The organism is uncultured Bifidobacterium sp., assembly GCF_959020145.1.
Classification (GTDB): Bacteria; Actinomycetota; Actinomycetes; order Actinomycetales; family Bifidobacteriaceae; genus Bifidobacterium.
Genome location: NZ_CAUEQY010000007.1, coordinates 13,798 through 33,185 on the forward strand (window position 1 = coordinate 13,798; position 19,388 = coordinate 33,185).

General features: G+C 61.2%; 17 protein-coding genes. 2 read left to right on the forward strand and 15 right to left on the reverse strand.

Features of this window, described 5'->3' with window-relative positions:
* Positions 1-238: 238 nt before the first annotated feature.
* The 5 genes from Q5H33_RS03750 to Q5H33_RS03770 all read right to left on the reverse strand — a co-directional run bounded on the left by Q5H33_RS03750 (position 239) and on the right by Q5H33_RS03770 (position 5,433).
* Complete coding sequence (locus Q5H33_RS03750) at positions 239-1,015, reverse strand: ATP-binding cassette domain-containing protein (protein WP_195526579.1); 777 nt, start codon at positions 1,013-1,015, stop codon at positions 239-241.
* Positions 1,008-1,838, reverse strand: a complete 831-nt coding sequence (locus Q5H33_RS03755; protein ID WP_055308973.1) for an ABC transporter ATP-binding protein — start codon at positions 1,836-1,838, stop codon at positions 1,008-1,010. The genes Q5H33_RS03750 and Q5H33_RS03755 overlap by 8 nt, the downstream gene beginning before the upstream one ends.
* Positions 1,835-2,719 carry an ABC transporter permease gene (locus Q5H33_RS03760; protein WP_254878211.1) on the reverse strand — a complete coding sequence of 295 codons (885 nt, stop codon included), beginning with the start codon at positions 2,717-2,719 and terminating at the stop codon, positions 1,835-1,837. The genes Q5H33_RS03755 and Q5H33_RS03760 overlap by 4 nt, the downstream gene beginning before the upstream one ends.
* Before the next feature lie 62 nt (positions 2,720-2,781).
* Positions 2,782-3,762, reverse strand: a complete 981-nt coding sequence (locus tag Q5H33_RS03765; RefSeq protein ID WP_217717078.1) for an ABC transporter permease — start codon at positions 3,760-3,762, stop codon at positions 2,782-2,784.
* 15 nt (positions 3,763-3,777) lie between these two features.
* Complete coding sequence (locus Q5H33_RS03770) at positions 3,778-5,433, reverse strand: ABC transporter substrate-binding protein (protein ID WP_217717079.1); 1,656 nt, start codon at positions 5,431-5,433, stop codon at positions 3,778-3,780.
* A 201-nt stretch (positions 5,434-5,634) separates the two neighbouring features.
* On the opposite strand from Q5H33_RS03770, the gene coaBC reads away from it, so the two are divergent.
* Complete coding sequence (gene coaBC, locus Q5H33_RS03775) at positions 5,635-6,915, forward strand: bifunctional phosphopantothenoylcysteine decarboxylase/phosphopantothenate--cysteine ligase CoaBC (RefSeq protein ID WP_117762436.1); 1,281 nt, start codon at positions 5,635-5,637, stop codon at positions 6,913-6,915.
* A 91-nt stretch (positions 6,916-7,006) separates the two neighbouring features.
* Positions 7,007-7,777, forward strand: coding sequence for a type III pantothenate kinase (locus tag Q5H33_RS03780; protein WP_003808472.1), 771 nt, complete (start codon positions 7,007-7,009; stop codon positions 7,775-7,777).
* A 113-nt stretch (positions 7,778-7,890) separates the two neighbouring features.
* On the opposite strand, the gene Q5H33_RS03785 is transcribed toward Q5H33_RS03780, so the two are convergent.
* From Q5H33_RS03785 to smpB, 10 genes are all read right to left on the reverse strand, one after another.
* Positions 7,891-9,258: a sugar ABC transporter substrate-binding protein gene (locus tag Q5H33_RS03785; RefSeq protein ID WP_223108741.1), complete on the reverse strand. Its 1,368-nt coding sequence runs from the start codon at positions 9,256-9,258 to the stop codon at positions 7,891-7,893.
* A gap of 255 nt (positions 9,259-9,513) precedes the next feature.
* Positions 9,514-10,806, reverse strand: coding sequence for a serine/threonine transporter SstT (gene sstT / locus Q5H33_RS03790; RefSeq protein ID WP_302423130.1), 1,293 nt, complete (start codon positions 10,804-10,806; stop codon positions 9,514-9,516).
* 108 nt (positions 10,807-10,914) lie between these two features.
* Positions 10,915-11,640 (reverse strand): pseudouridine synthase, encoded by a 726-nt coding sequence (locus tag Q5H33_RS03795; RefSeq protein WP_270555402.1) that lies wholly within the window; start codon positions 11,638-11,640, stop codon positions 10,915-10,917.
* A 19-nt stretch (positions 11,641-11,659) separates the two neighbouring features.
* Positions 11,660-13,552: a glutamine--fructose-6-phosphate transaminase (isomerizing) gene (gene glmS / locus Q5H33_RS03800; RefSeq protein WP_302423133.1), complete on the reverse strand. Its 1,893-nt coding sequence runs from the start codon at positions 13,550-13,552 to the stop codon at positions 11,660-11,662.
* Between the two features lie 229 nt (positions 13,553-13,781).
* Complete coding sequence (locus Q5H33_RS03805; protein ID WP_026646299.1) at positions 13,782-14,576, reverse strand: amino acid ABC transporter ATP-binding protein; 795 nt, start codon at positions 14,574-14,576, stop codon at positions 13,782-13,784.
* A gap of 11 nt (positions 14,577-14,587) precedes the next feature.
* Positions 14,588-15,571: an amino acid ABC transporter permease gene (locus Q5H33_RS03810; RefSeq protein WP_055680218.1), complete on the reverse strand. Its 984-nt coding sequence runs from the start codon at positions 15,569-15,571 to the stop codon at positions 14,588-14,590.
* A gap of 34 nt (positions 15,572-15,605) precedes the next feature.
* Positions 15,606-16,535 (reverse strand): ABC transporter substrate-binding protein, encoded by a 930-nt coding sequence (locus Q5H33_RS03815; RefSeq protein ID WP_302423136.1) that lies wholly within the window; start codon positions 16,533-16,535, stop codon positions 15,606-15,608.
* A gap of 187 nt (positions 16,536-16,722) precedes the next feature.
* A complete protein-coding gene (locus Q5H33_RS03820) occupies positions 16,723-17,658 on the reverse strand; it encodes an ABC transporter substrate-binding protein (RefSeq protein ID WP_302423138.1) in 936 nt (311 codons plus the stop codon).
* A gap of 110 nt (positions 17,659-17,768) precedes the next feature.
* Positions 17,769-18,716, reverse strand: coding sequence for an ABC transporter substrate-binding protein (locus tag Q5H33_RS03825; protein ID WP_302423140.1), 948 nt, complete (start codon positions 18,714-18,716; stop codon positions 17,769-17,771).
* Between the two features lie 126 nt (positions 18,717-18,842).
* The gene (gene smpB, locus Q5H33_RS03830; RefSeq protein WP_003808431.1) at positions 18,843-19,322 is read right to left on the reverse strand and encodes an SsrA-binding protein SmpB; all 480 of its coding nucleotides are present in this window, start codon (positions 19,320-19,322) and stop codon (positions 18,843-18,845) included.
* Positions 19,323-19,388: the final 66 nt, after the last annotated feature.

Genomic DNA, 19,388 nt, shown 5'->3' on the forward strand with positions numbered 1-19,388 from the left:
CCTGCGATATGCGCGGCCGCTTGTTGGAATGTCCTATCTCAAGTTATGCGTCGATGAACCACGCGTCCCTCGGGCGGTTGGTTAGCGACAGCAACAACATGAGAAATTGAACATGGCTCATACGATAGCACGGACGTGGACACCGGCATGTCGCGCCCGTCCACGATATGGAACGCCCGACGTCCGGCACATAACGACGTCAATCGTTTGACGCCATGTGCGGCAGGAGATGGCGAAATTACAGCGAAGCGGCTTCCACCAGGCGTTTCGTGTATTCATCCCGCGGATGGCCCAGCACCTGGTCCGTCGGGCCGACTTCGACCGCGCGCCCGTCGTGCAGGACCAGAATGCGGTCCGCGATGTGTTGCACCACGCCCAGATCGTGGGACACCATGATGATCGCCATATCGGGTTCAGCGTTGCGGATGGCTTCGAAGGATTCAAGGATCCGGACTCTTGCGGCCACGTCGATGGCGCTCATCGGCTCGTCGGCGAGCAACACCTTCGGCCCGTCCACGATGGCGCGGGCGATCGCCGCGCGCTGCGCCTGCCCGCCGGACAGGTCGACAGGGAAACGGTTGGCGAACGTTCCCGGATCGAGGCTCACCATTTCCAGCACTTCGGCCACGCGTTCCGCGACGCGTTCCCGTGGCCAATCCGGATGATGCATTCGCAATGGCTCGCCTATGGATCGGCCGATGCGCCATCGCGGATCCAACGAATCGAACGGGCTTTGGAACACCAATCCGGACTGCATGCGCAACTTGCGCGCCACATCGCCACGAACCGGCTCGCCGCAGTATTCGACGCTGCCGCCGTCCGCGGATTCAAGTCCCAGCAGCACGCGGGTCAGCGTGGTCTTGCCCGATCCGGAGCCGCCGATCACGGCGAGGCACTCCCCCGCACGCACGTCCACATCCACGCCGAACAGCACCTGACGGCGCTCATGTTTCGCGCCATACCATTTGTCGAGGCCGCGGCCGCACAGCACCATGTCCTCATCTGTGTCAGTCATGGTCCACCTCCTTGTGCATGGGATTCCGCACGGGTTTCTGCCCGACATCCTGCCCTGCGTGCAACGACAATGCGCGTGCCGACTGGACCAGCCTGTGTCCCGCGTCGGTGTGCGGATGGTCCAGAAGCGCGGTCGTATCGCCGGATTCCTCAATCCGCCCGTTTTCAAGCACGTAACAGCGCGTGGTGGCCCTGTTCAGCACCGCGAAATCGTGCGTGATGAACAGCATCGACGCGCCCGACTCGTCCACCAGCGACGTGAGCAGGTCCACGATCTGCCGTTGCGTGATCGAATCCAATGCGGTGGTCGGTTCGTCGGCGATGATCAGCCGTGGCGAGGTGACGAGCGCCGTGGCGATGCCGACGCGTTGGCGTTGGCCGCCCGACAGTTCATGCGGGTATTTCGCCAGCACGTCCTCGCCGAGGCCGACCTTGGCAAGCATCGCTGTGACGCGTTCCGACCGTTCGGTAAGCGACAGATCGTAATGCAGGTACAGCGGAAGACCGACCTGTTGCGCCACGGTCATCACCGGATTCAACGCGGCGGACGGATTCTGGAACACCATGCCCACGTACCGTCCGCGCAGGTCGGCGACCGCTGCGTCCGACGCGCCGACAATCTGCGTACCACCCAATTCGACGCTGCCCGTCACCTGTGCGGTCGCCGGCAGCAGACCCATCATGGCGCGGGCGATCATCGATTTGCCGGAACCGGACGAGCCGACCAAGCCGACACGTTCGCCGTCGGCGATGTCCAAATCGACATCATCGACGATCGGCTTGCCGTTGATGGCGATGTTCAGATGGCGTATGACGGCGCTCATGCGGCCTCCCTCAACGCGGGATTGGTTAGCGGATCGAGCGCGTCGCGCAACGCGTCGCCGAACAGGTTCAACGCGACCACCACCATGGTGACGACCAGGCCGGGCCATAGGACGGCCATGGGATAGATGCTGATGAATTTCACGGACGTGGACAGCGAATGCCCCCAACTGGGCACGCCGGCTCCGACGCCGACGCCCAGATACGTGAGTCCCGCCTCCGCCAGCAGCGAGGTGCCGGCGCTCATGGACAGCTGCACGCACAATACCGGCAGCGTGTTCGGCACGATATGTGTGAAGAACACGCGCACGGAGCTTGCCCCCGACCATAATGCCGATTCGACGTATGCCGAACGTGCGGCGAGCAGTGCGGAGGGCCGTAGGATGCGTGCCAGGTTCAGCCCGTACGCGCAACCGCAGGCGGCGATGACCACCGCGGCGGACGCGCCGAACGGCACGGAAAGAATCAATGCGATGAGCACCGTCGGAATGGAGATCAGCGCGTCGACCACCACCACCGATGTGGACGCGAGCGCACCGGAACGCGATACCATGGCGGCGACCAGCAGCAGTCCGATCGCGGCGGCGACGATGACGGTGAGCACGGCGATCATGAGATTCGTGCGGGAGCCGGCCATCAGCCAGCTCAGCACGTCGGCACCGGTGCCGTCGGTGCCCAACGGGTGCGCTGCGGACGGGGAAGCCCACGCGTTGAATCCGTTGGTGTCGAGCAGCGAATACGGCGTCCATACGAGGGACAGGGCGGATACGAGCAGCCATGCTCCGATGACGATCAGCGCGTATTTGCCGCCGGCCTTGGCCCAGATGGTCGAAAGCACGGTTTTCATGGTGGCAGTGGATGTCACGTCGGTGACGGATCGCATGGGTCTCGACGTAGTTTGCGCGGACGACGCCGGTTGCGAGGATGGTGCGGGTTTCGATGCGTTCATGCTTCCGCCTTTCCCGAAACGACGCCGGAATGCTTCAACCGCGGGTCGAGCGCGCGGTGCGTCAGATCGACCACGAGACCCAGCAGCAGGAAGAACGCAGCCAGCAGGAACAGTTCGCTTTGCACTGCGATCAGGTCGCGGTTGCCGACGTCGGTGACCAGCATGGCGCCAAGACCCGGCAGGGCGAACAGGTTTTCCACCACCATCACGCCGGTGATCATTTGCGCGAAGGTCAGGCCGACCACCGACACCAGTTGCGCAGTGGCCAGACGCAACGCCACGCGCAATACCGCCTGTTTGCGGGTCATGCCGCAGGCCATGGCCATGTCCACCGCCTGCGATGAGGCCATATCCCCCACTGCGGCACGCGTGTAGCGCATGATGGACGCGCCGGCTGTGATGCCGGTGGTGAGCGCCGACATCAGCAGACAGGACAGGGCCTTTCCCGGCGTGGCCCAGCCGGTGTCGGGGAAGCCTTGCGCGGGCAGCAATCCCAACAGTCCCGTGCCACGGGAGAACAGCAGGATCAGCAGTAGGCCGCCCCACAATGCGGGCACCGCGCCGCCCACGATCGCAATGCCGTGAAACAGGCCGCGCAGCCGCGGATTGCGAGTCAGGACGGCCGCGCAGCCAAGCGGCAGGCCGATCGCCAGCGCGATCAGCAGGCTCAGCACAATCAGAGGGAACGTTACGGCGGCGCGCATGGCGATCTGCCGCGCGACCGGCCGTCCGCCGACTGTGGACACGCCGAGGTCGCCATGCAGCAGGCCCGCCATCCAATCGCCATATTGTGCGACGAGCGGCTTGTCCAAGCCGAATTCGGCGCGCAGCGACGCAATGCGTTCGGGGGTGGCGTTCGTGCCGGCGATGACCGCGGCGACGTCTCCCGGCAATACGCGCAGCATCACGAACACCAGCGCGGACAGGCCCACCAAAGCCGCTACGAACAGCGCCAGCCGCTTTCCCACGAATCGCATGGAAATACCGTTCCCTTACTTATTCTTGGAGATCTGCCACAACGGCAGCACCGTCTGGCTGAGCTTGCTGGGGAAGCCCTGCACGTGCTTGTCGACGGCCACCGTCACGCGGTAGCCGAACAGCCAGTCCGCCGGCGCGTCCTCGCTTACGGCCTTCGCCGCCTGCTTCAGGTATTTCGCGCTGTCGGCCTCGTCGGTGGCTTCCAAAGCCTTGGCGTACAGTTCCTGCGCCTGCTTGCCGTCGTAATGGTAGTAGTAGTCCGGCGTGGTCCACTTGTAAAAGTCGTGGCTTTCGGCGTGGTCCACCAATGACAGCTCGTAGTCGCCGTTGGCGTGCACGTTCTGCAGCCATGTGGAGAATTCCACATAGTCGATCTTCAAATCGATGCCGATTTTGGCGAGCTGGCTTTTAAGCTGGTCGCCCAGTTCGGTGCCGTACGTGTTGGCGTAGGTGAGGGTGAGCCGCAACGGCTTGTCGGTGGTATAACCGGCTTCCTTCATAAGTTCCTTGGCCTTGTCCACGTTGTACGGGTACAGGCCGGTCAGGTCCTCGTAACCGGGGTCGACGGACGGGATCGGACCGCCGAGCGCGTAGTCGACGTTGCCTCGGGAGGCGATAATCTCCTTGTGGTTGATGGCGTAGCGGATGGCCTGACGGACGCGCTTGTCCTTGAGTTTGGCGTTCGTGCAGTTGAAGGCGAGGACGAACTTGTCGCTGCCGTCGGCCGCGGACACCGTGTATGTGCTGGCATCCAATGATTTGGCGAGCGTGGCGTTCACCGGGGAAAGCACGTCGACGTCACCGCTTTTCAGCGCGTTGACCGCTGCGTTGTCGTCGGTGAGGAAGCGGATCACCACGTTCTGGGTGGCGGGCTTGTGTGCGGTTCCCCAATATTTCGGATTGGCTTTGAGCACCATTTTGCTGGCCGAGTCGAAGGATTCGACGGTATACGGGCCGGAGCCGACCGCTTCGGTTTTCGCGTTGTATTTGGCGTTTTTGTCGAACACGAGGCCAGGACGTCCGGTCAGATACCACAGCAGGTTGGAGTCGGGGGTGGAAAGGGTGAGCTTGACCGTGTTGGCGTCCACCGCTTCGGCTTTGCTCAGGCTTTCCACCTGGTTGGCGTTGTAGTACTGCTTCTCCTTGAGCTGGTTGATGGACCAGGCCACGTCGTCAGCGTCGAGCTTGTCGCCGTTGGAGAAGGTCATGTTCTGGTTGAGATGGAAGGTGTAGGTCTTGCCGTCCTTGGAAATGTCCCAGGATTTCGCGAGGCCCGGCTGCACTTTGTTGTCGGAGTCGCGCGACAGCAGCGCTTCGTAGACGTTGCCGATCAGCACCTGTTCGATGGCCGATCCGGACTGGTGGCGGATGTCGAGGCTGACCGGGGCGAGTTTGAGCCCGATGGTGACGGTGTCGGCTTTAGTTACGCCGGAAGTGTTCGCGTCATCGTTTTTGCCGCGCGTCACTGCAATGGCGACGATCACCGCGACGGCGGCGATGATGGCGATCAACGCGATAAGCCACTTCTTCGGGCCTTGCGATTTCGCGCCGTTCGACGATTTCGCACGCGCGTTCAGAGTGGCGTCGGTGCTTGCCGTGGACTGCGGCTGCTGTTCGTTCTCCTGTTTGGTTGCGTCGGCTTCGCCGTGCGCACCGGTAGGTGACGACATGGGATTTCTCCTCTTCGTATTTTCGATTATGTGTTGTGATTGCGGTTGACCGCCTGCGTGAGGTCGATCACCACGGCCTGATTCTACTGTCCGCCATACCCGCGGCCCGTTCGGATTCGCCTGCAAAGCGCGCGGAGGCTTCGGCCCGGTTATATACTTGACGCAGTCGCGGCAGGTCACAACGAGAAGGACGGTTGATCCATGGCGCATATTCTTTTGGGGGTCACCGGCAGCATCGCCGCGTTCAAGGCCTGCCATCTCGCCTCCGATTGGAGCAAGCAGGGGCATGAGGTGCGTGTGGTGATGACCGCCGCCGCACAGGAGTTCGTCACTCCCCTGACGTTCAATTCCCTCACCCACACGCCGACACGCACGTCCATGTTCGCCGCCGGACATCGTCCCGGCGCTACGGCCGACGTGGCACCCGGACCGGACGGTCCGCTGCAGATCAGCCACGTGGCCGACGCGAAGTGGGCGAATCTGCTGGCAGTCGCTCCGGCGAGCGCCGATATCATCGCGAAAATCGCCTGCGGCATCGCCGATGACCAGCTGACCAGCACCATACTCGCGTACGACAAGGGACCGAAGATCCTGTGCCCCGCCATGAACGTGCATATGTATGAAAACGCCGTGACGCAACGCAATCTCAATACCTGCCGTGAGCTCGGTTGGACGATTGTGGAGCCGGAAAGCGGCATGCTGGCCTGCGGCGACGCCGGCAAGGGACGTATGGAGGAGCCGGCACGCATCGAAACGGCGGTGGAAGCGCTGCTGCTTGCGAATCGTCCGGAAAGTGAGCTGCCGCTTAAGGGACTTGCCGTGCTCGTCACCGCCGGCCCGACGCAGGAGCCGCTTGATCCGGTGCGGTTCCTCACCAACCATTCCACCGGCAAGATGGGGTATGCCTTGGCCGAACAGGCACGCGATCTGGGCGCGCAGGTGACGCTTGTGTCCGGTCCGGTGGCGTTGGACGCCCCGTATGGCGTGGATGTGGTCGATGTCACGACCGCACGGGATATGTTCGATGTGGTGACGAGCCGTTTCTCGGACACGGACATCACCGTCATGGCCGCGGCCGTCGGCGATTTCCGTACGGTCGAGCAGGCCCGGGACAAGATCAAGAAGAACGGGCGCAGCGGCATCGAGCTCGAGCTCACGTCGAATCCGGATATTCTGGCTTGGGCCGGCGAGCATAAGCGGCCGGACCAGACATTGTGCGGATTCGCCATGGAGACGCGCGACCTTGAGGCCAACGCGGCGAAGAAGCTTAACGGCAAGCATTGCGACATGCTGGTGGCCAACAATCTGCGCACCCCCGGCGCCGGTTTCGCAGCGGACACGAACGTGGTGACGGTGCTGACGCCGGGCGAAACCGCAGACAGGCCAAGCATCGAACGATGGAGCAAGATGGGCAAGGACGCACTTGCGAAACGTATTCTTGTCAAGCTCGCAGCCATGCGTGCGGACGGCGAACGGCGCTAACCGCAGCATTTTCGAATCGCAATAACCGTATCAATCGCAATAATCGCAATATTTCAACGGAACTTCCGCAAAACGCGAAGGAGAACGCAACATGCTTCTGATGGCTGTGGATATCGGCAACACGAACGTCGTGATCGGTTTCATCGACGATGGGCGCATCGCGGGCACGTACCGCATCACCACGAAGGCGAACCACACGTCCGACGAATACGGGCTGATGATCACGCAGTTCCTGGCTTTGAGCGGCTACAAGCCGGCGGATGTCGATGATGTGATCATTTCGTCCGTGGTGCCGAAGGTCATGCATTCGTTCCGTGCGAGCATCGTGAAGTTCCTCGACATCGATCCGATGATCGTGGGACCGGGCATCAAAACGGGACTCAACATCCGCATGGACAATCCGCAGAACATGGGCGCGGACTGCATCGCCGACTGCGCGGGCGCGTATTACGAGTATGGCGGGCCGATTCTGGTGGCTGATTTCGGCACGGCCACCACGTTCAACTACGTCACCGCGGACGCGTCGGTGATTTCCGGACTGATCACCACCGGTATCCGCACCGCCGCGGCCGCACTGTGGGAAGGGACGGCGCAGCTGCCGGAAGTGGAGATCACCCGTCCAAAGTCGATTCTGGCGAAGTCCACGAAACCGGCCATGCAGGCGGGCCTGTACTACAACTTCCTCGGCGGCATCGAACGCACGATCGCGCAGTTCCATAAGGAGATCGACGAGGATTTCCGTGTGGTGGCGACGGGCGGATTGAGCCGCGTGTTCGCCGACGACACGAACATGATCGACATTTACGATCCGGACCTGATTTTCAAGGGCATGCGGCACATCTACGACCGAAACGTCCGCTGATTCAAGAGCCAGCGACGCGAACCGGCGATCATAGCCCGGCAATCTGAAAACCGACGGCCTGCGGATAATGCGCTATCCGCAGGCCGCAATCGATTAAACCAATTACACAGACGCTATTGGATGGTGAAGCCCTGGTTGGCTCCGTATTCTTTCAGGTCCTTCTGCCATAGGGCTATGCCGCCCTTAAGTTTGATGCGGTCGGACGATTCGGTGTTCTTCAACGCATCGCCGATGTTGGAGGTGTCGGAGACCTGACCGCCTGCGGCGATGATGTTGAGCCTGTTCTGCTCTTTGCGCAGCAGGCTCGACCATTTGTAGGCCTTGCCCACCGTGGACCGGAAGTCGCTGCGCGCATACACTTCGAACGGCAGATACTGGTATCCGGTCGACACGTTCTCCGCGGCCTGGGACAGCACGCGGTTGTATTCCTGCCCGCCGAAATAGGGCACTTCGATGCCACGGTCGTCGGTCACCGTGGTCTTGCTGAGGAATTTCGAATCGGATAGGGTGTTTTTGTCGGCTGGGAACGCGCCGCCATCCACGCGGGTTGTGATGCCTTTGGCATTGTGGCAGGCGTATTCGATGAAACGGTATGAGGCTTCGGGTTTGCGGGAACGTTGCAGCACGGCAAGGGCCGAACCGCCGTTTTCCGATGTGGTGGCCTTGCCGTCGGGCGTCGGCATCTGGGCCACGCGCCACAGGCCGGCCGCGCCGGGAATGTCGGACATGAGCAGCGAAGGCAGCCATGCGCCGGAGAACAGCGAGGCGACTTTGCCTTGTCCCACGGCCGATTTCCATCGATCCGACCATGACGTGAGGTTTGTTGCCACCAAACCCTCATCGATCATCTTCTGCCAGAATTCGGTGAATTCGCGGGTGCCTTTATCTTCGGTGAGTCTGATGGTCACGTTCTTGCCATCGTTGGACGTGGAGAACGGGCGTCCGCCGGCGAGCCAGATCATCGTGTCGTAGAAGCTGGCGTCGCCGGAATCGGCGGTGATGTACACGCCGATTTTCTTGAGTTTTTTGGCGGCCTCGTAGTAGTCGTCCCATGTGCGGATCTTGGACGCGTCCACGCCAACCTGTTCGAACACGCTGTTGTTATAGAAGAAGGCCATCGGGCCGGAGTCCATGGGAAGCCCGTACACCCGTCCGTTGAGCTGCACCGACGCCCAGGTGCCGGGCGTGTAGAAATCGGCATAGCCTTCGGTTCTGCCGGTGATGGGCACGAGCTGGCTGCTGACCGCGTACTGGCGCAATGCGTAATATTCCAGCTGCACCACGTCGGGAATGCCGTAACCGTCTTGGATGGCGTTGTTGAGTTTGTCGTAACCGCTGGTGTTCTTCCAAACCACGTGGATGTCGGGATTGTCTTTTTCGAAGCCGGCGATGACCTGTTTCATGCTCGGCTCCCACGACCATACGGTGATCTGTGTGCGTGTGTCCGTATTGGCCCCGCATGCGGCGGCGCTGGCCGCCATGACGCCCGCGCAGCAGATGGCGATGAGCTGCTTCACCAGTTTCGCCGATTTCAGCACCACGCCCACGGACCTCCGTTTTGTATTTCGCCTGCGATTACCACCATAAGATTATACGGGTCATGCGGAAGCCACGCACAAGCCTGGAAAGACTCCCCATATCCACCCAAATACGCCGAATGCGGAAGAACCGCTCCGGAAGCGAACTTCCAAAGCGGTTCCCTGCGATATCGCATCGGCGGCTAAGCCGGTACGCAATCAAGCTTCGATGCCGAGCTTGGCGCGTTCCTTCTTGGAATACATGAAGGCCGGCAGCTGACGGCCCTGCTTGAGCCAGGCATGGTATTCGGCGGTGGCCGCGAACTCCACATCGGACGCGGAGTTCAGGCAGGTTTCCACGGAATCCTGGATGACGCCGATGATGAAGCCGACGCCCACCACCTGCATGGCGATGTCGTTGCTGATGCCGAACAGCGAGCAGGCCATCGGGATGAGCAGCAGCGAGCCGCCTGCCACGCCGGACGCGCCGCATGCGCCGAGCGCGGAGACCACGGACAGCAGGATGGCCGCCGGCAGGGAGATCTGGATGCCGAGCGTGTTGGCGGCAGCCATGGCCATGATGGTGATGGTGATGGCCGCGCCGTTCATGTTGATGGTGGCGCCCAGCGGAATGGACACGGAGTACATGTCCTTGTCAAGCCCGAGCTTCTCGCACAGCTGCATGTTGACGGGGATGTTCGCAGCGGAGGAGCGGGTGAAGAACGCGGTCAGGCCGGATTCCTTGAAGCAGCGGTAGACCAGCGGGTACGGGTTGCGGCGCAGGAAGATGAAGATGACGAACGGGCCGAACACGAGCACCATGAGCAGCATGGTGCCGACGAGCAGGAGCAGCAGGCTGCCGTACTTGGTGAACGCGGACAGGCCGTTGTCGGCCACGTTGGTGAACACGAGGCCCATGATGCCGAACGGGGCGAGGTTGATGACCCAGCGGATCACCTGGGACACGGCGTCGGCCACGTTGGCCATGAACGCTTTGGAGCTTTCGTTGGCGATGGACTTCATGGCAAGTCCGAACAGGCAGGCCCACATCAGGATGCAGATGTAGTTGCCATCGATGATGGCCTGGATCGGATTGGCCACGATGTTGGTCAGCAGCGTCTGGATGACTTCGGAAAGGCCTTGCGGCACCACGTCGGCTTTGGCGGCCTTGCCCAAGGACAGGGTCTGCGGGAATAGACGGGATGTCAGCACGGCCACGACCGCTGCCAGGAACGTGGTGAACAGGTACAGGAACAGCACGGTGCCGAAACGGCGGTCGAGTTTCGACGTGCCCTGCGCAAGGGCGCTGGCCACCAGTACGAACACCAGAATCGGTGCCACGGCCTTCAACGCGGCCACGAACAGGGTGCCGAATTCGCCGATCCAGGTCACGTGGGGCATGGCCAATGCCAGCACGGTGCCGATGATCAGGCCGACGATGATACGGACGATCAGCGATGCGCCGTTGTAGATGTCGGCGACGCCGCGGACGGCTTTCGAGATTTTACCCATGGTTCTCTCTTACTCTCGTGATGCCGGAAACGCTCCGGCAAGTCAACAGAACGCCATGATAATCGGGCGTGTCGGACGAGATAGGGGAATGTCCAAAATCGTGGGTTTCTATAAGCCCGCGCCCAACGGCACGTGCGATACGAATCGACGTGGCTCGCCGTTGAGCGGGTCATCGAATCGCAGTTCGCGCGCCACCAATTCCAAGGGTTGCGAGAAGTCGTCGTACGCGCGCTGCACGATGTCCGGGTAGAAATCGTCGCCAAGAATCGGCAGACCGAGCGAATTCATATGGACGCGGAGCTGATGCGTCTTGCCGGTTTTTGGATGCAGCGTGTAATTCACGTACGGTCTGCCGGCAACGAAGCGGATGCCGCTTCCCCGTTCGATCAGCGTTTCCGCGTTGGGCACGTCGGCGCTTTCGTACGCCTGCAATCGTCCGCGATCCTTGTTGATATGCGACCTGCGTACCAGCGGAAACGGCAGGTGCCGGTCGATGCGCACCGCCGTTCCATATCGCGGCCGCTGCGTCGGGGCGAGCGGTGCCAGGCATTCGTAGGTTTTGACGGTTTTGCGATTTTGGAACAGCATCTGGTACGCGCCTCGCGCAGACGGATTACGTACGAACACGACGACGCCTGCGGTCAGTCGGTCCAAACGGTGCGCCGGCGTGATGTTCGGCTCGTCGTACCGCTCGCACAACCGGACCAGCGCGGTTTCGCGATACCACATGCCGCGTGGCGTGGTGGCGAGGAAATGCGGCTTGTCGATGACGATGATGTTCTCGTCCTCGTACAGAACCTCATATTCGAAGGGAATATGAGGTTCCTCGAGCACGTAACGGTGCCTGCGTTCGTTACTCAACGGTGACTGACTTGGCGAGGTTGCGCGGCTTGTCCACGTCGTAGTTCTTAAGCTTGGCCATGTCCATGGCGAACAGCTGCAGCGGCACCACGTCCACCAGCGGGCTCATCAGCGTCGGGCATGCGGGACGCCAGAACACCACGTCGGCGTAACGCTCCACATCCGGATCGTTCTCCTCGGCCACGGCGATGATGTAGGCGCCGCGGGCCTTGACCTCCTCGATACCGGAGATGACTTTGGCGTGCAGCACGTTGCGTCCGCGCGCGGGCGGCACGATGAACACGACCGGCTCGCCCTCGTCGACCAGCGCGATCGGACCATGCTTGAGCTCTCCCGCGGCGAAGCCCTCGGTGAAGGTGTAGGCGATCTCCTTGAGCTTCAGCGCGCCTTCCATGGCGACCGGATACCCCACATGACGTCCGAGGAACAGGAAGGACTTCGCGTCCACCATCTGCTTGGCGGCCTCCTGCACGGTCTTGGTCTGGGTGTCGAGGACCCACTGGATCTTGCGGGGCATGTCCTTCAGAGAGTCCAAAGTCTGGGCGATTTCGTCTCGATACATGGCACCCTTGACTTGGGCCAGATACAGGCCGAGCACGTATGCGGCGGTGATCTGCGCCACGAACGCCTTGGTGGAGGCGACCGCCACTTCCGGACCGGCGTGGGTGTAGAGCACCGCGTCGGATTCGCGTGGGATGGATGCGCCCTGCGTGTTGCAGATGGCCAATACCTTGGAGCCCTGCTCACGGGCGTGACGCAACGCCATCAGCGTGTCCATGGTCTCGCCGGACTGGGAGATGGCCACCACCAACGTTCGGGGGGTGAGGATCGGGTCACGGTAGCGGAATTCGTGCGCGAGCTCCACCTCCACGGGGATGCGCACCCAATGCTCGATGGCGTATTTGGCCACCATGCCCGCGTACGCGGCCGTGCCGCAGGCGATGACGATGATCTTGTCGATGGCTTTGAAATCATGCTCGTCGATGCGCACCTCATCGAGGTTGATGTTGCCGTTCTCGTCGAGACGTCCCAGCAGGGTGCGCTGCACGGCGGCCGGATCCTCGTGGATCTCCTTGTCCATGAAGGAGTCCCAGCCGCCTTTTTCGGCAGCCGAGGCATCCCAATCCACGGTGTAGGTCTTCGGATGTTCCACGATGTTGCCCATGAAGTCGGAGACGACGACCTTGTCTGCGGACACCATCACGGCCTGGTCCTGGTCGATTTCCATGGCGCGCTTGGTGTAGGCCACGAACGCGGCCACGTCGGAGCCGAGGAAGTTCTCGCCTTCGCCAAGACCGACCACCAGCGGCGAATCGTGACGGGCGCCAACCGCGATGTCCGGCTGTCGCACGTCCGTGGCGAGGATGGTGAACGCGCCTTCCAGCATGCGGGCCAGACGGCGGATGGCCTTGAACAGGTCAGGCTTACCGGTTTCCTCGATGATCTTGTCGCTGATTTTGCCCAGCAGCTTCGCCGCGACCTCGGTATCGGTTTCGGAGACGAAACGATAGCCCTCCGTCTGCAGGTCGAGACGCAGCTGGGACGCGTTTTCGATGATGCCGTTGTGGATGATGGCGACCTTGCCGTCACGCGACGTGTGCGGATGCGCGTTAGTGTCGTTCGGCACGCCGTTCGTAGCCCAACGCGTATGGCCGATGCCCACGGTGGCGTCCGGCATCGGATCACGTTCGATGTCCTGCACCAGGTTGGCCAGACGTCCGGCCTTCTTACGGACGGCCACACGCTCCATGCCAGGCGCCGTCAGCGCCACGCCGGCCGAATCATATCCGCGGTATTCCAATCGCTGAAGTCCTTGGAGACACACCTCCAAAGGCTTGCCGCACGCGGTCCGAACATTTCCTGCATATCCTACGATTCCACACATAGCTCCTTAGCCTATCGGGTAAGGATGTCAATCATGAAACCAAGCCGCGCGTCCTTACAAATCTTTGCCATATATGCGAAATCCCACTCCCCCAGGGAAATCGTGCGAACCAGTGGCGCACGCAACGCGCCCATCGTCGGCAGCAAAAAGAAAACCCAACCCACCGGACGTCTGCGGACGCTTGACGTCAGTGGATTGGGAATTTACGGCAGTACGACAGCCTTACTTGCTACAGGACGTGCTGCAGGAAGTCCTTGAAGCGCGGCTCGCTCGGATGGTCGATGATTTCCGGACCGCCTTGTTCGACGACCACACCACCGTCCATGAAGACGATCTGGTCGGCGACCTCGCGCGCGAAACCGATCTCATGGGTGACGACCACCATGGTCATGCCTTCCTTGGCGAGGTCGAGCATGACGTTGAGCACTTCGCCGACCAGTTCCGGATCAAGCGCGGATGTCGGCTCGTCAAACAGCATGATCTCCGGCTTCATGGCAAGCGCGCGTGCGATGGCCACGCGCTGCTGCTGACCGCCGGAAAGCTGCGCCGGATAATAATCGAGGCGCTCCCCCATGCCGACGCGGTTCAGCTCCTCGATGGCGAGCTTGCGAGCTTCCTTCTTGTCCATGTGCTTGACGTGGACCGGAGCCTCCATGACGTTTTCAAGAGCCGTCATATGCGGGAACAGGTTGAAGCGCTGGAACACCATGCCCAGTTTGGAACGCTGTTCGGCCACTTCCTTGTCGTTCAGGGTCTGCAGCACGCGTTCGCCGCCCTTGTCGACGTATTTGTAGCCGATCATCTCGCCGTCAACGTCGATTTCGCCGCCAGTCAGCGTCTCCAGCTGGTTGATCAGACGCAGGAACGTGGATTTGCCGGAGCCGGACGGACCGAGGATCACGGTGACGGTGCCCGGCATGACGGTCATGTCGATGCCTTTGAGCACATGCAGATTGCCGAAGGCCTTATGAACCTGCGTCGCCTTGACTGCAGGAACGATTTCGTTGGTTGTGATTTCGCTCATGGTCGTTCCCCTCACGCGGTCATTCCCGCGAACGTGGCTTCGTTCTGCTTGTCGATGTCATCCTTGGGCTCGCCGAAGGTCTTGCCTGGCAACGGCGTGCGCTTGCCGCGGGCGCCGGCCGGACGGGCGTCGAAGCCCTTGCCGAAGTGCTTTTCGAGTCGGGACTGGATGACCATCAGGATGGACGTGATGACCAGATACCAGATGCAGGCCACGATCAGCAGCGGGATCGGCTTGTACAGACGGGTCGCGATCGCCGTGGTGGCGAACTGCAGTTCCAGCGTGAACGGCACGGCGTTGACAAGCGACGTGGTCTTCAGCATGCCGATGAACTCGTTGCCGGTCGGCGGGATGATGATGCGCATGGCCTGCGGCAGCACGATGCGACGCATGATGAGCGTGCGCTTCATGCCGAGGGCCTTTGCGGCCTCCGTCTGCCCCGGGTCGACCGCCTCAAGTCCGGCGCGCACGATTTCAGCCAGGTAGGCGGCCTCATTCAGGGCCAGGCCCAGCCATGCGGCGTTGAATGCGGTGATGACAGACTGGGAGTCAATGCTCCAGAATTCGATTGAGGTGAACGGGATGCCCACGCCGATGCGCGGCACCAGCACCGCGAACAGACCCCAGAAGACCAGCTGCGTGTACACAGGGGTTCCGCGGAAGAACCAGATGTAGAACCAGCTCACGCCGCGCAGCACCGGGTTGATGGATTTGCGCATGACCGCCAGAACGACCGCCAGAATGATGGCGATGACCATCGAGATGACGGTCAGCAGCAGCGTGTACTTGATGCCTTCCAGTACGTTCTCGTTGAACAGGTATTTCCAGACCACATTCCATTCGAAACGCGGATTGGTGACCAAAGCCTGCACCAGCATCGCGGCGAAGAGCGCGACGATGATGGCCGCCACGATCGGACCCGTACGCTTGACAGGCAAGGCTTTAATGCGATTGGGAATATCGAGGCCGTCGCCGTCGACTTGTTTCTTCGCCATGATGCTGTTTCCTTTTTCTATCTATCTGATGAGATCAGTTGAGGTCGGTCGGATTGATCTCAGCCTTGTCGAGAGCGCCGGACTCGACGCCCCAATGCTTGAGGATCTTCATGTACGTGCCGTCATCCATCAGCTTCTGCATGGCCGCCTGCACCGCCTTGGCCGTGTCGGAATCACCCTTCTTGATGGCCACGGCCTCCTTGGTCACGCCGACGTCCTCACCGAGGGCCTCAAGCTGGTCGTCGGTCTGGGAGATCGCATAACCCGCGACCGGCGAATCGGCGTAGAACACGTCGGCCTTACCGGTGGCCACTGCGGTGGCGGCTTCGGCCTGACGCTTGTAAGACATCACTTCGGCCTTCTTGTCGGCCTTGCAGCCCTTGGCGATCTTGTTGGCCTCGTCCTCCTGGACGGTGCCGGTCTGCACTGCGATCTTCGCGCCGCACATGTCGGAGGTGTCGAGCTTCTTCGGGTTGCCCTTCTGCACGGCCCACGTGGAGCCGGCGCGGTAGTAGCTCACGAAGTCGACGGACTGCAGACGCTCTTCGGTGATGGTCATGGCGGTGATGCCCAGATCGTACTTGGAGCCGATGGACGGGACGATGGTGTCGAACATGGAGGAGACGATCTTCGGCTTCAGGCCCAGCGTCTGGGCGATGGCCTTGGACATGTCCACATCGTAGCCGACCGGGGTCTTGCCGTCTTCGGCGTAGAATTCGGCCGGAGCATAGGACAGTTCCATGCCGACGGACAGCTCGCCGTCCTTGACGGTCTTCGCAGAGGCGGCCAGCTTGGCCAGCTCGTCATCCTTCTTGATGGTGCTCACATCGTAACCAACGGTGGTGTTCTTCGCCTTCGAGTCGCTTTTGGCGTCACCGGAATCCGTGGTGCCGCATGCGGCGACGGAGAACATCATGGCCGCGCTCAGCGCGAGAGCGGCAAACGATTTGAATTTCAACGACATAGTGGGTTCTCCTTCTATTCTCTTCCCATCCACTGAACGGTAATCGTCCATTTGCCAATCAGACGTCCAGTATTCCAAAGGCACACGATAAAACCGCAATGCTACGCTGACGTTAATCGGCAAAAAGCGTAGGGGCATCGATCTATATACATCCGATGCCCCTACGCCCGCAGCGTCAGTGCGCCGATCAGCCCAAATCGGTCGGGTTGATCTCGGCCTTGTCGACGGCGCCGGATTCGACGCCCCAATGCTTGAGGATCTTCATGTACGTGCCGTCATCCATCAGCTTCTGCATGGCCGCCTGCACCGCCTTGGCCGTGTCGGAATCACCCTTCTTGATGGCCACGGCCTCCTTGGTCACGCCGACGTCCTCACCGAGGGCCTCAAGCTGGTCGTCGGTCTGGGAGATCGCATAACCCGCGACCGGCGAATCGGCGTAGAACACGTCGGCCTTGCCGGTGACGACGTTGGTGGTCACATCGGTCTGCAGCTTGTTGGACAGGATCTGGACGTCAAGCTTGTTGTCCGCCTTGCACTGTTCGGCGCCCTTGTTGACTTCCTCCTCCTGTGTGGTGCCGGTCTGCACCGCGATCTTCAATCCGCACAGGTCGGACGTGTCGATCTTGCTTGGGTTGCCCTTCTTGACCACCCACGTGGAACCGGCCTTGAACATGCTGACGAAGTCGACGGCCTTCATGCGTTCCGGGGTAATGGTGAACGACGAGACGCCGATATCGTACTTCGAACCGATTGATGGAATGATCGAATCGAAATTCGACGTCTGCGGATCCGCCTCGAGGCCGAACGTTTTCGCCAACGCCTTGACGATGTCCACGTCGAAGCCGACCGGCGTCTTGCCGTCCGCGGCCAGGAACTCGGCCGGCGCGTACGACGTATCCATGCCGACGGTCAGCTTGCCGTCCTTGGTGACGGAGGACGGCAGCATCTTGGCGATCTTCTCGTCCTTCTTCACGCCGGACACGTCGTAACCGGTGGTCGACGACGAATTCGAATCGACGGAAGCTTGGGAATCCGTTTTGTCGGAGGTTCCGCAGGCTCCCATCGAGACGACCATCGCCGCGCTCAACGCGAGCGCCGCCCAACCTTTCAGGTTCCTCATCATGGCAAGTCCTCTCTTCAACCCAGCCAAATCAACCAGCCAAACGTGGCTATGGCATAACCTAAGAGCGGATTGCTACGAGCGTATTAACGGACGCAAAAGTTCCGAAACATTCACTCGTTGATGCCGGGGGTGTTGATCTCCGGCTTGCTGATGGCACCGTCCTGAACACCCCAGTACTTGAGGATCTTCATGTAGGTGCCGTCGTCGATGAGCTTCTGCAGGGCCTTCTGCAGGGCCTCGTCCATCTGCTGGTCGCCCTTCTTGACGACGATGCCTTCCGGGGCGATGCCTTCGGTCTTGCCAAGCGTTTCGAGTTCGCCGTCGGTCTGCGCGATCGCGTAGCCGGCGACCGGCGAATCGGCGTAGAACACGTCGGCCTTGCCGGTGACGACGTTGGTGGTCACATCGGTCTGCAACTTGCTGGAGATAACGTCCATCTCCGCCTTGCCGTCGGCCTTGCATTGCTTGGCCATCTTGTTGGCGGCGGTCTCCTGCATGGTGGCGGTCTGCACGGCCACCTTCTTGCCGCACAGATCGGACGTGTCGACCTTGTTCGGGTTACCCTTCTTCACGGCCCATGCGGAGCCGGCGTTGAAGTGGCTGACGAAGTCGACCGCCTCGAGGCGTTCCTTGGTGACGGTGAACGACGAGATGCCGATGTCGTACTTGGCGCCGACGGCCGGAATAATCGAATCGAAGTTCGCGGTTTCCGGATCGGCCTCAAGACCGAACACTCCGGCCAGCGCCTTGGCGATGTCCACGTCGAAGCCAACCGGCGTCTTGCCGTCCGCGGCCAGGAATTCGGCCGGCGCGTACGACGTATCCATGCCGATGGTGAGCTTGCCGTCCTTGGTCACATAATCCGGCAGCATTTTGGCGATCGCGTCGTCCTTCTTCACGCCGGAAACATCGTAACCGGTCAGTTCGCTGGACTTCGAACTGGATTTCGACGCCGAGGCGTCGCTGTCGTCGCTGGTGCCGCATGCCGCGCCGGTGGCGAGCATGGCCACGCTCAACATGAACGCGGCGGCGGTTTTCAGGGCTTTTCCTGCTTGCATGTTCCCTCTCCTATGGATTCATATCGGCCTGTTCAGCCGAACCGTATCCTAGCGTAAAGAGGGTGTGTTACAAAAATTTTCCTGAATCGGCGTTCTTTCACTATGTGAAACCGGAATTTTTCCGATTTATCGCACCTGCTTGTTGGCGTATCGCATGGCTCGCAGCGCCTCACGCTTGTCCTGCTCCTCGCGAAGCGACTGGCGCTTGTCGAATTCCTTCTTGCCTCGGGCGAGCGCGATCTCGACCTTGACGCGGCCGTCTTTGAAATACAGGCTCAGCGGAATGATGGTGAATCCCTTGGCCTGGGTTTGGCGGGCCAGCTTGTCGATCTGCGCCGCATGCAGCAGCAGCTTGCGCTTGCGTTTGGGTGCGTGGTTGTTCCACGTGCCGTTGAGATATTCGGGAATGTTGGCTCCCTCAAGCCACATCTCCCCACGACGGTCGATGGTGATGAACGATTCGGCCAGCGACGCCCGTCCTTCACGAAGCGACTTCACTTCGGTGCCGGTCAACACGAGACCGGCCTCATACTTGTCTTCGATGGCGTAGTCGTGACGCGCCTTCTTGTTCTGCGCGATCGGTTTGGTTCCCTGTTCTTTGGCCATGTCGGACCTCCTTCCCGGTTCTTTCGATCAGTGTATGCAACGCGACTCCGTCGACCATATCACGAA

Bases quoted from the DNA above. Each gene is read 5' to 3' on its own strand.
- Q5H33_RS03750 (WP_195526579.1), bottom strand. From the start codon at position 1,015: ATGACTGACACAGATGAGGACATGGTGCTGTGCGGCCGCGGCCTCGAC.
- Q5H33_RS03755 (WP_055308973.1), bottom strand. From the start codon at position 1,838: ATGAGCGCCGTCATACGCCATCTGAACATCGCCATCAACGGCAAGCCG.
- Q5H33_RS03760 (WP_254878211.1), bottom strand. From the start codon at position 2,719: ATGCGATCCGTCACCGACGTGACATCCACTGCCACCATGAAAACCGTG.
- Q5H33_RS03765 (WP_217717078.1), bottom strand. From the start codon at position 3,762: ATGCGATTCGTGGGAAAGCGGCTGGCGCTGTTCGTAGCGGCTTTGGTG.
- Q5H33_RS03770 (WP_217717079.1), bottom strand. From the start codon at position 5,433: ATGTCGTCACCTACCGGTGCGCACGGCGAAGCCGACGCAACCAAACAG.
- coaBC (WP_117762436.1), top strand. From the start codon at position 5,635: ATGGCGCATATTCTTTTGGGGGTCACCGGCAGCATCGCCGCGTTCAAG.
- Q5H33_RS03780 (WP_003808472.1), top strand. From the start codon at position 7,007: ATGCTTCTGATGGCTGTGGATATCGGCAACACGAACGTCGTGATCGGT.
- Q5H33_RS03785 (WP_223108741.1), bottom strand. From the start codon at position 9,258: ATGGCGGCCAGCGCCGCCGCATGCGGGGCCAATACGGACACACGCACA.
- sstT (WP_302423130.1), bottom strand. From the start codon at position 10,806: ATGGGTAAAATCTCGAAAGCCGTCCGCGGCGTCGCCGACATCTACAAC.
- glmS (WP_302423133.1), bottom strand. From the start codon at position 13,552: ATGTGTGGAATCGTAGGATATGCAGGAAATGTTCGGACCGCGTGCGGC.
- Q5H33_RS03805 (WP_026646299.1), bottom strand. From the start codon at position 14,576: ATGAGCGAAATCACAACCAACGAAATCGTTCCTGCAGTCAAGGCGACG.
- Q5H33_RS03810 (WP_055680218.1), bottom strand. From the start codon at position 15,571: ATGGCGAAGAAACAAGTCGACGGCGACGGCCTCGATATTCCCAATCGC.
- Q5H33_RS03815 (WP_302423136.1), bottom strand. From the start codon at position 16,535: ATGTCGTTGAAATTCAAATCGTTTGCCGCTCTCGCGCTGAGCGCGGCC.
- Q5H33_RS03820 (WP_302423138.1), bottom strand. From the start codon at position 17,658: ATGATGAGGAACCTGAAAGGTTGGGCGGCGCTCGCGTTGAGCGCGGCG.
- Q5H33_RS03825 (WP_302423140.1), bottom strand. From the start codon at position 18,716: ATGCAAGCAGGAAAAGCCCTGAAAACCGCCGCCGCGTTCATGTTGAGC.
- smpB (WP_003808431.1), bottom strand. From the start codon at position 19,322: ATGGCCAAAGAACAGGGAACCAAACCGATCGCGCAGAACAAGAAGGCG.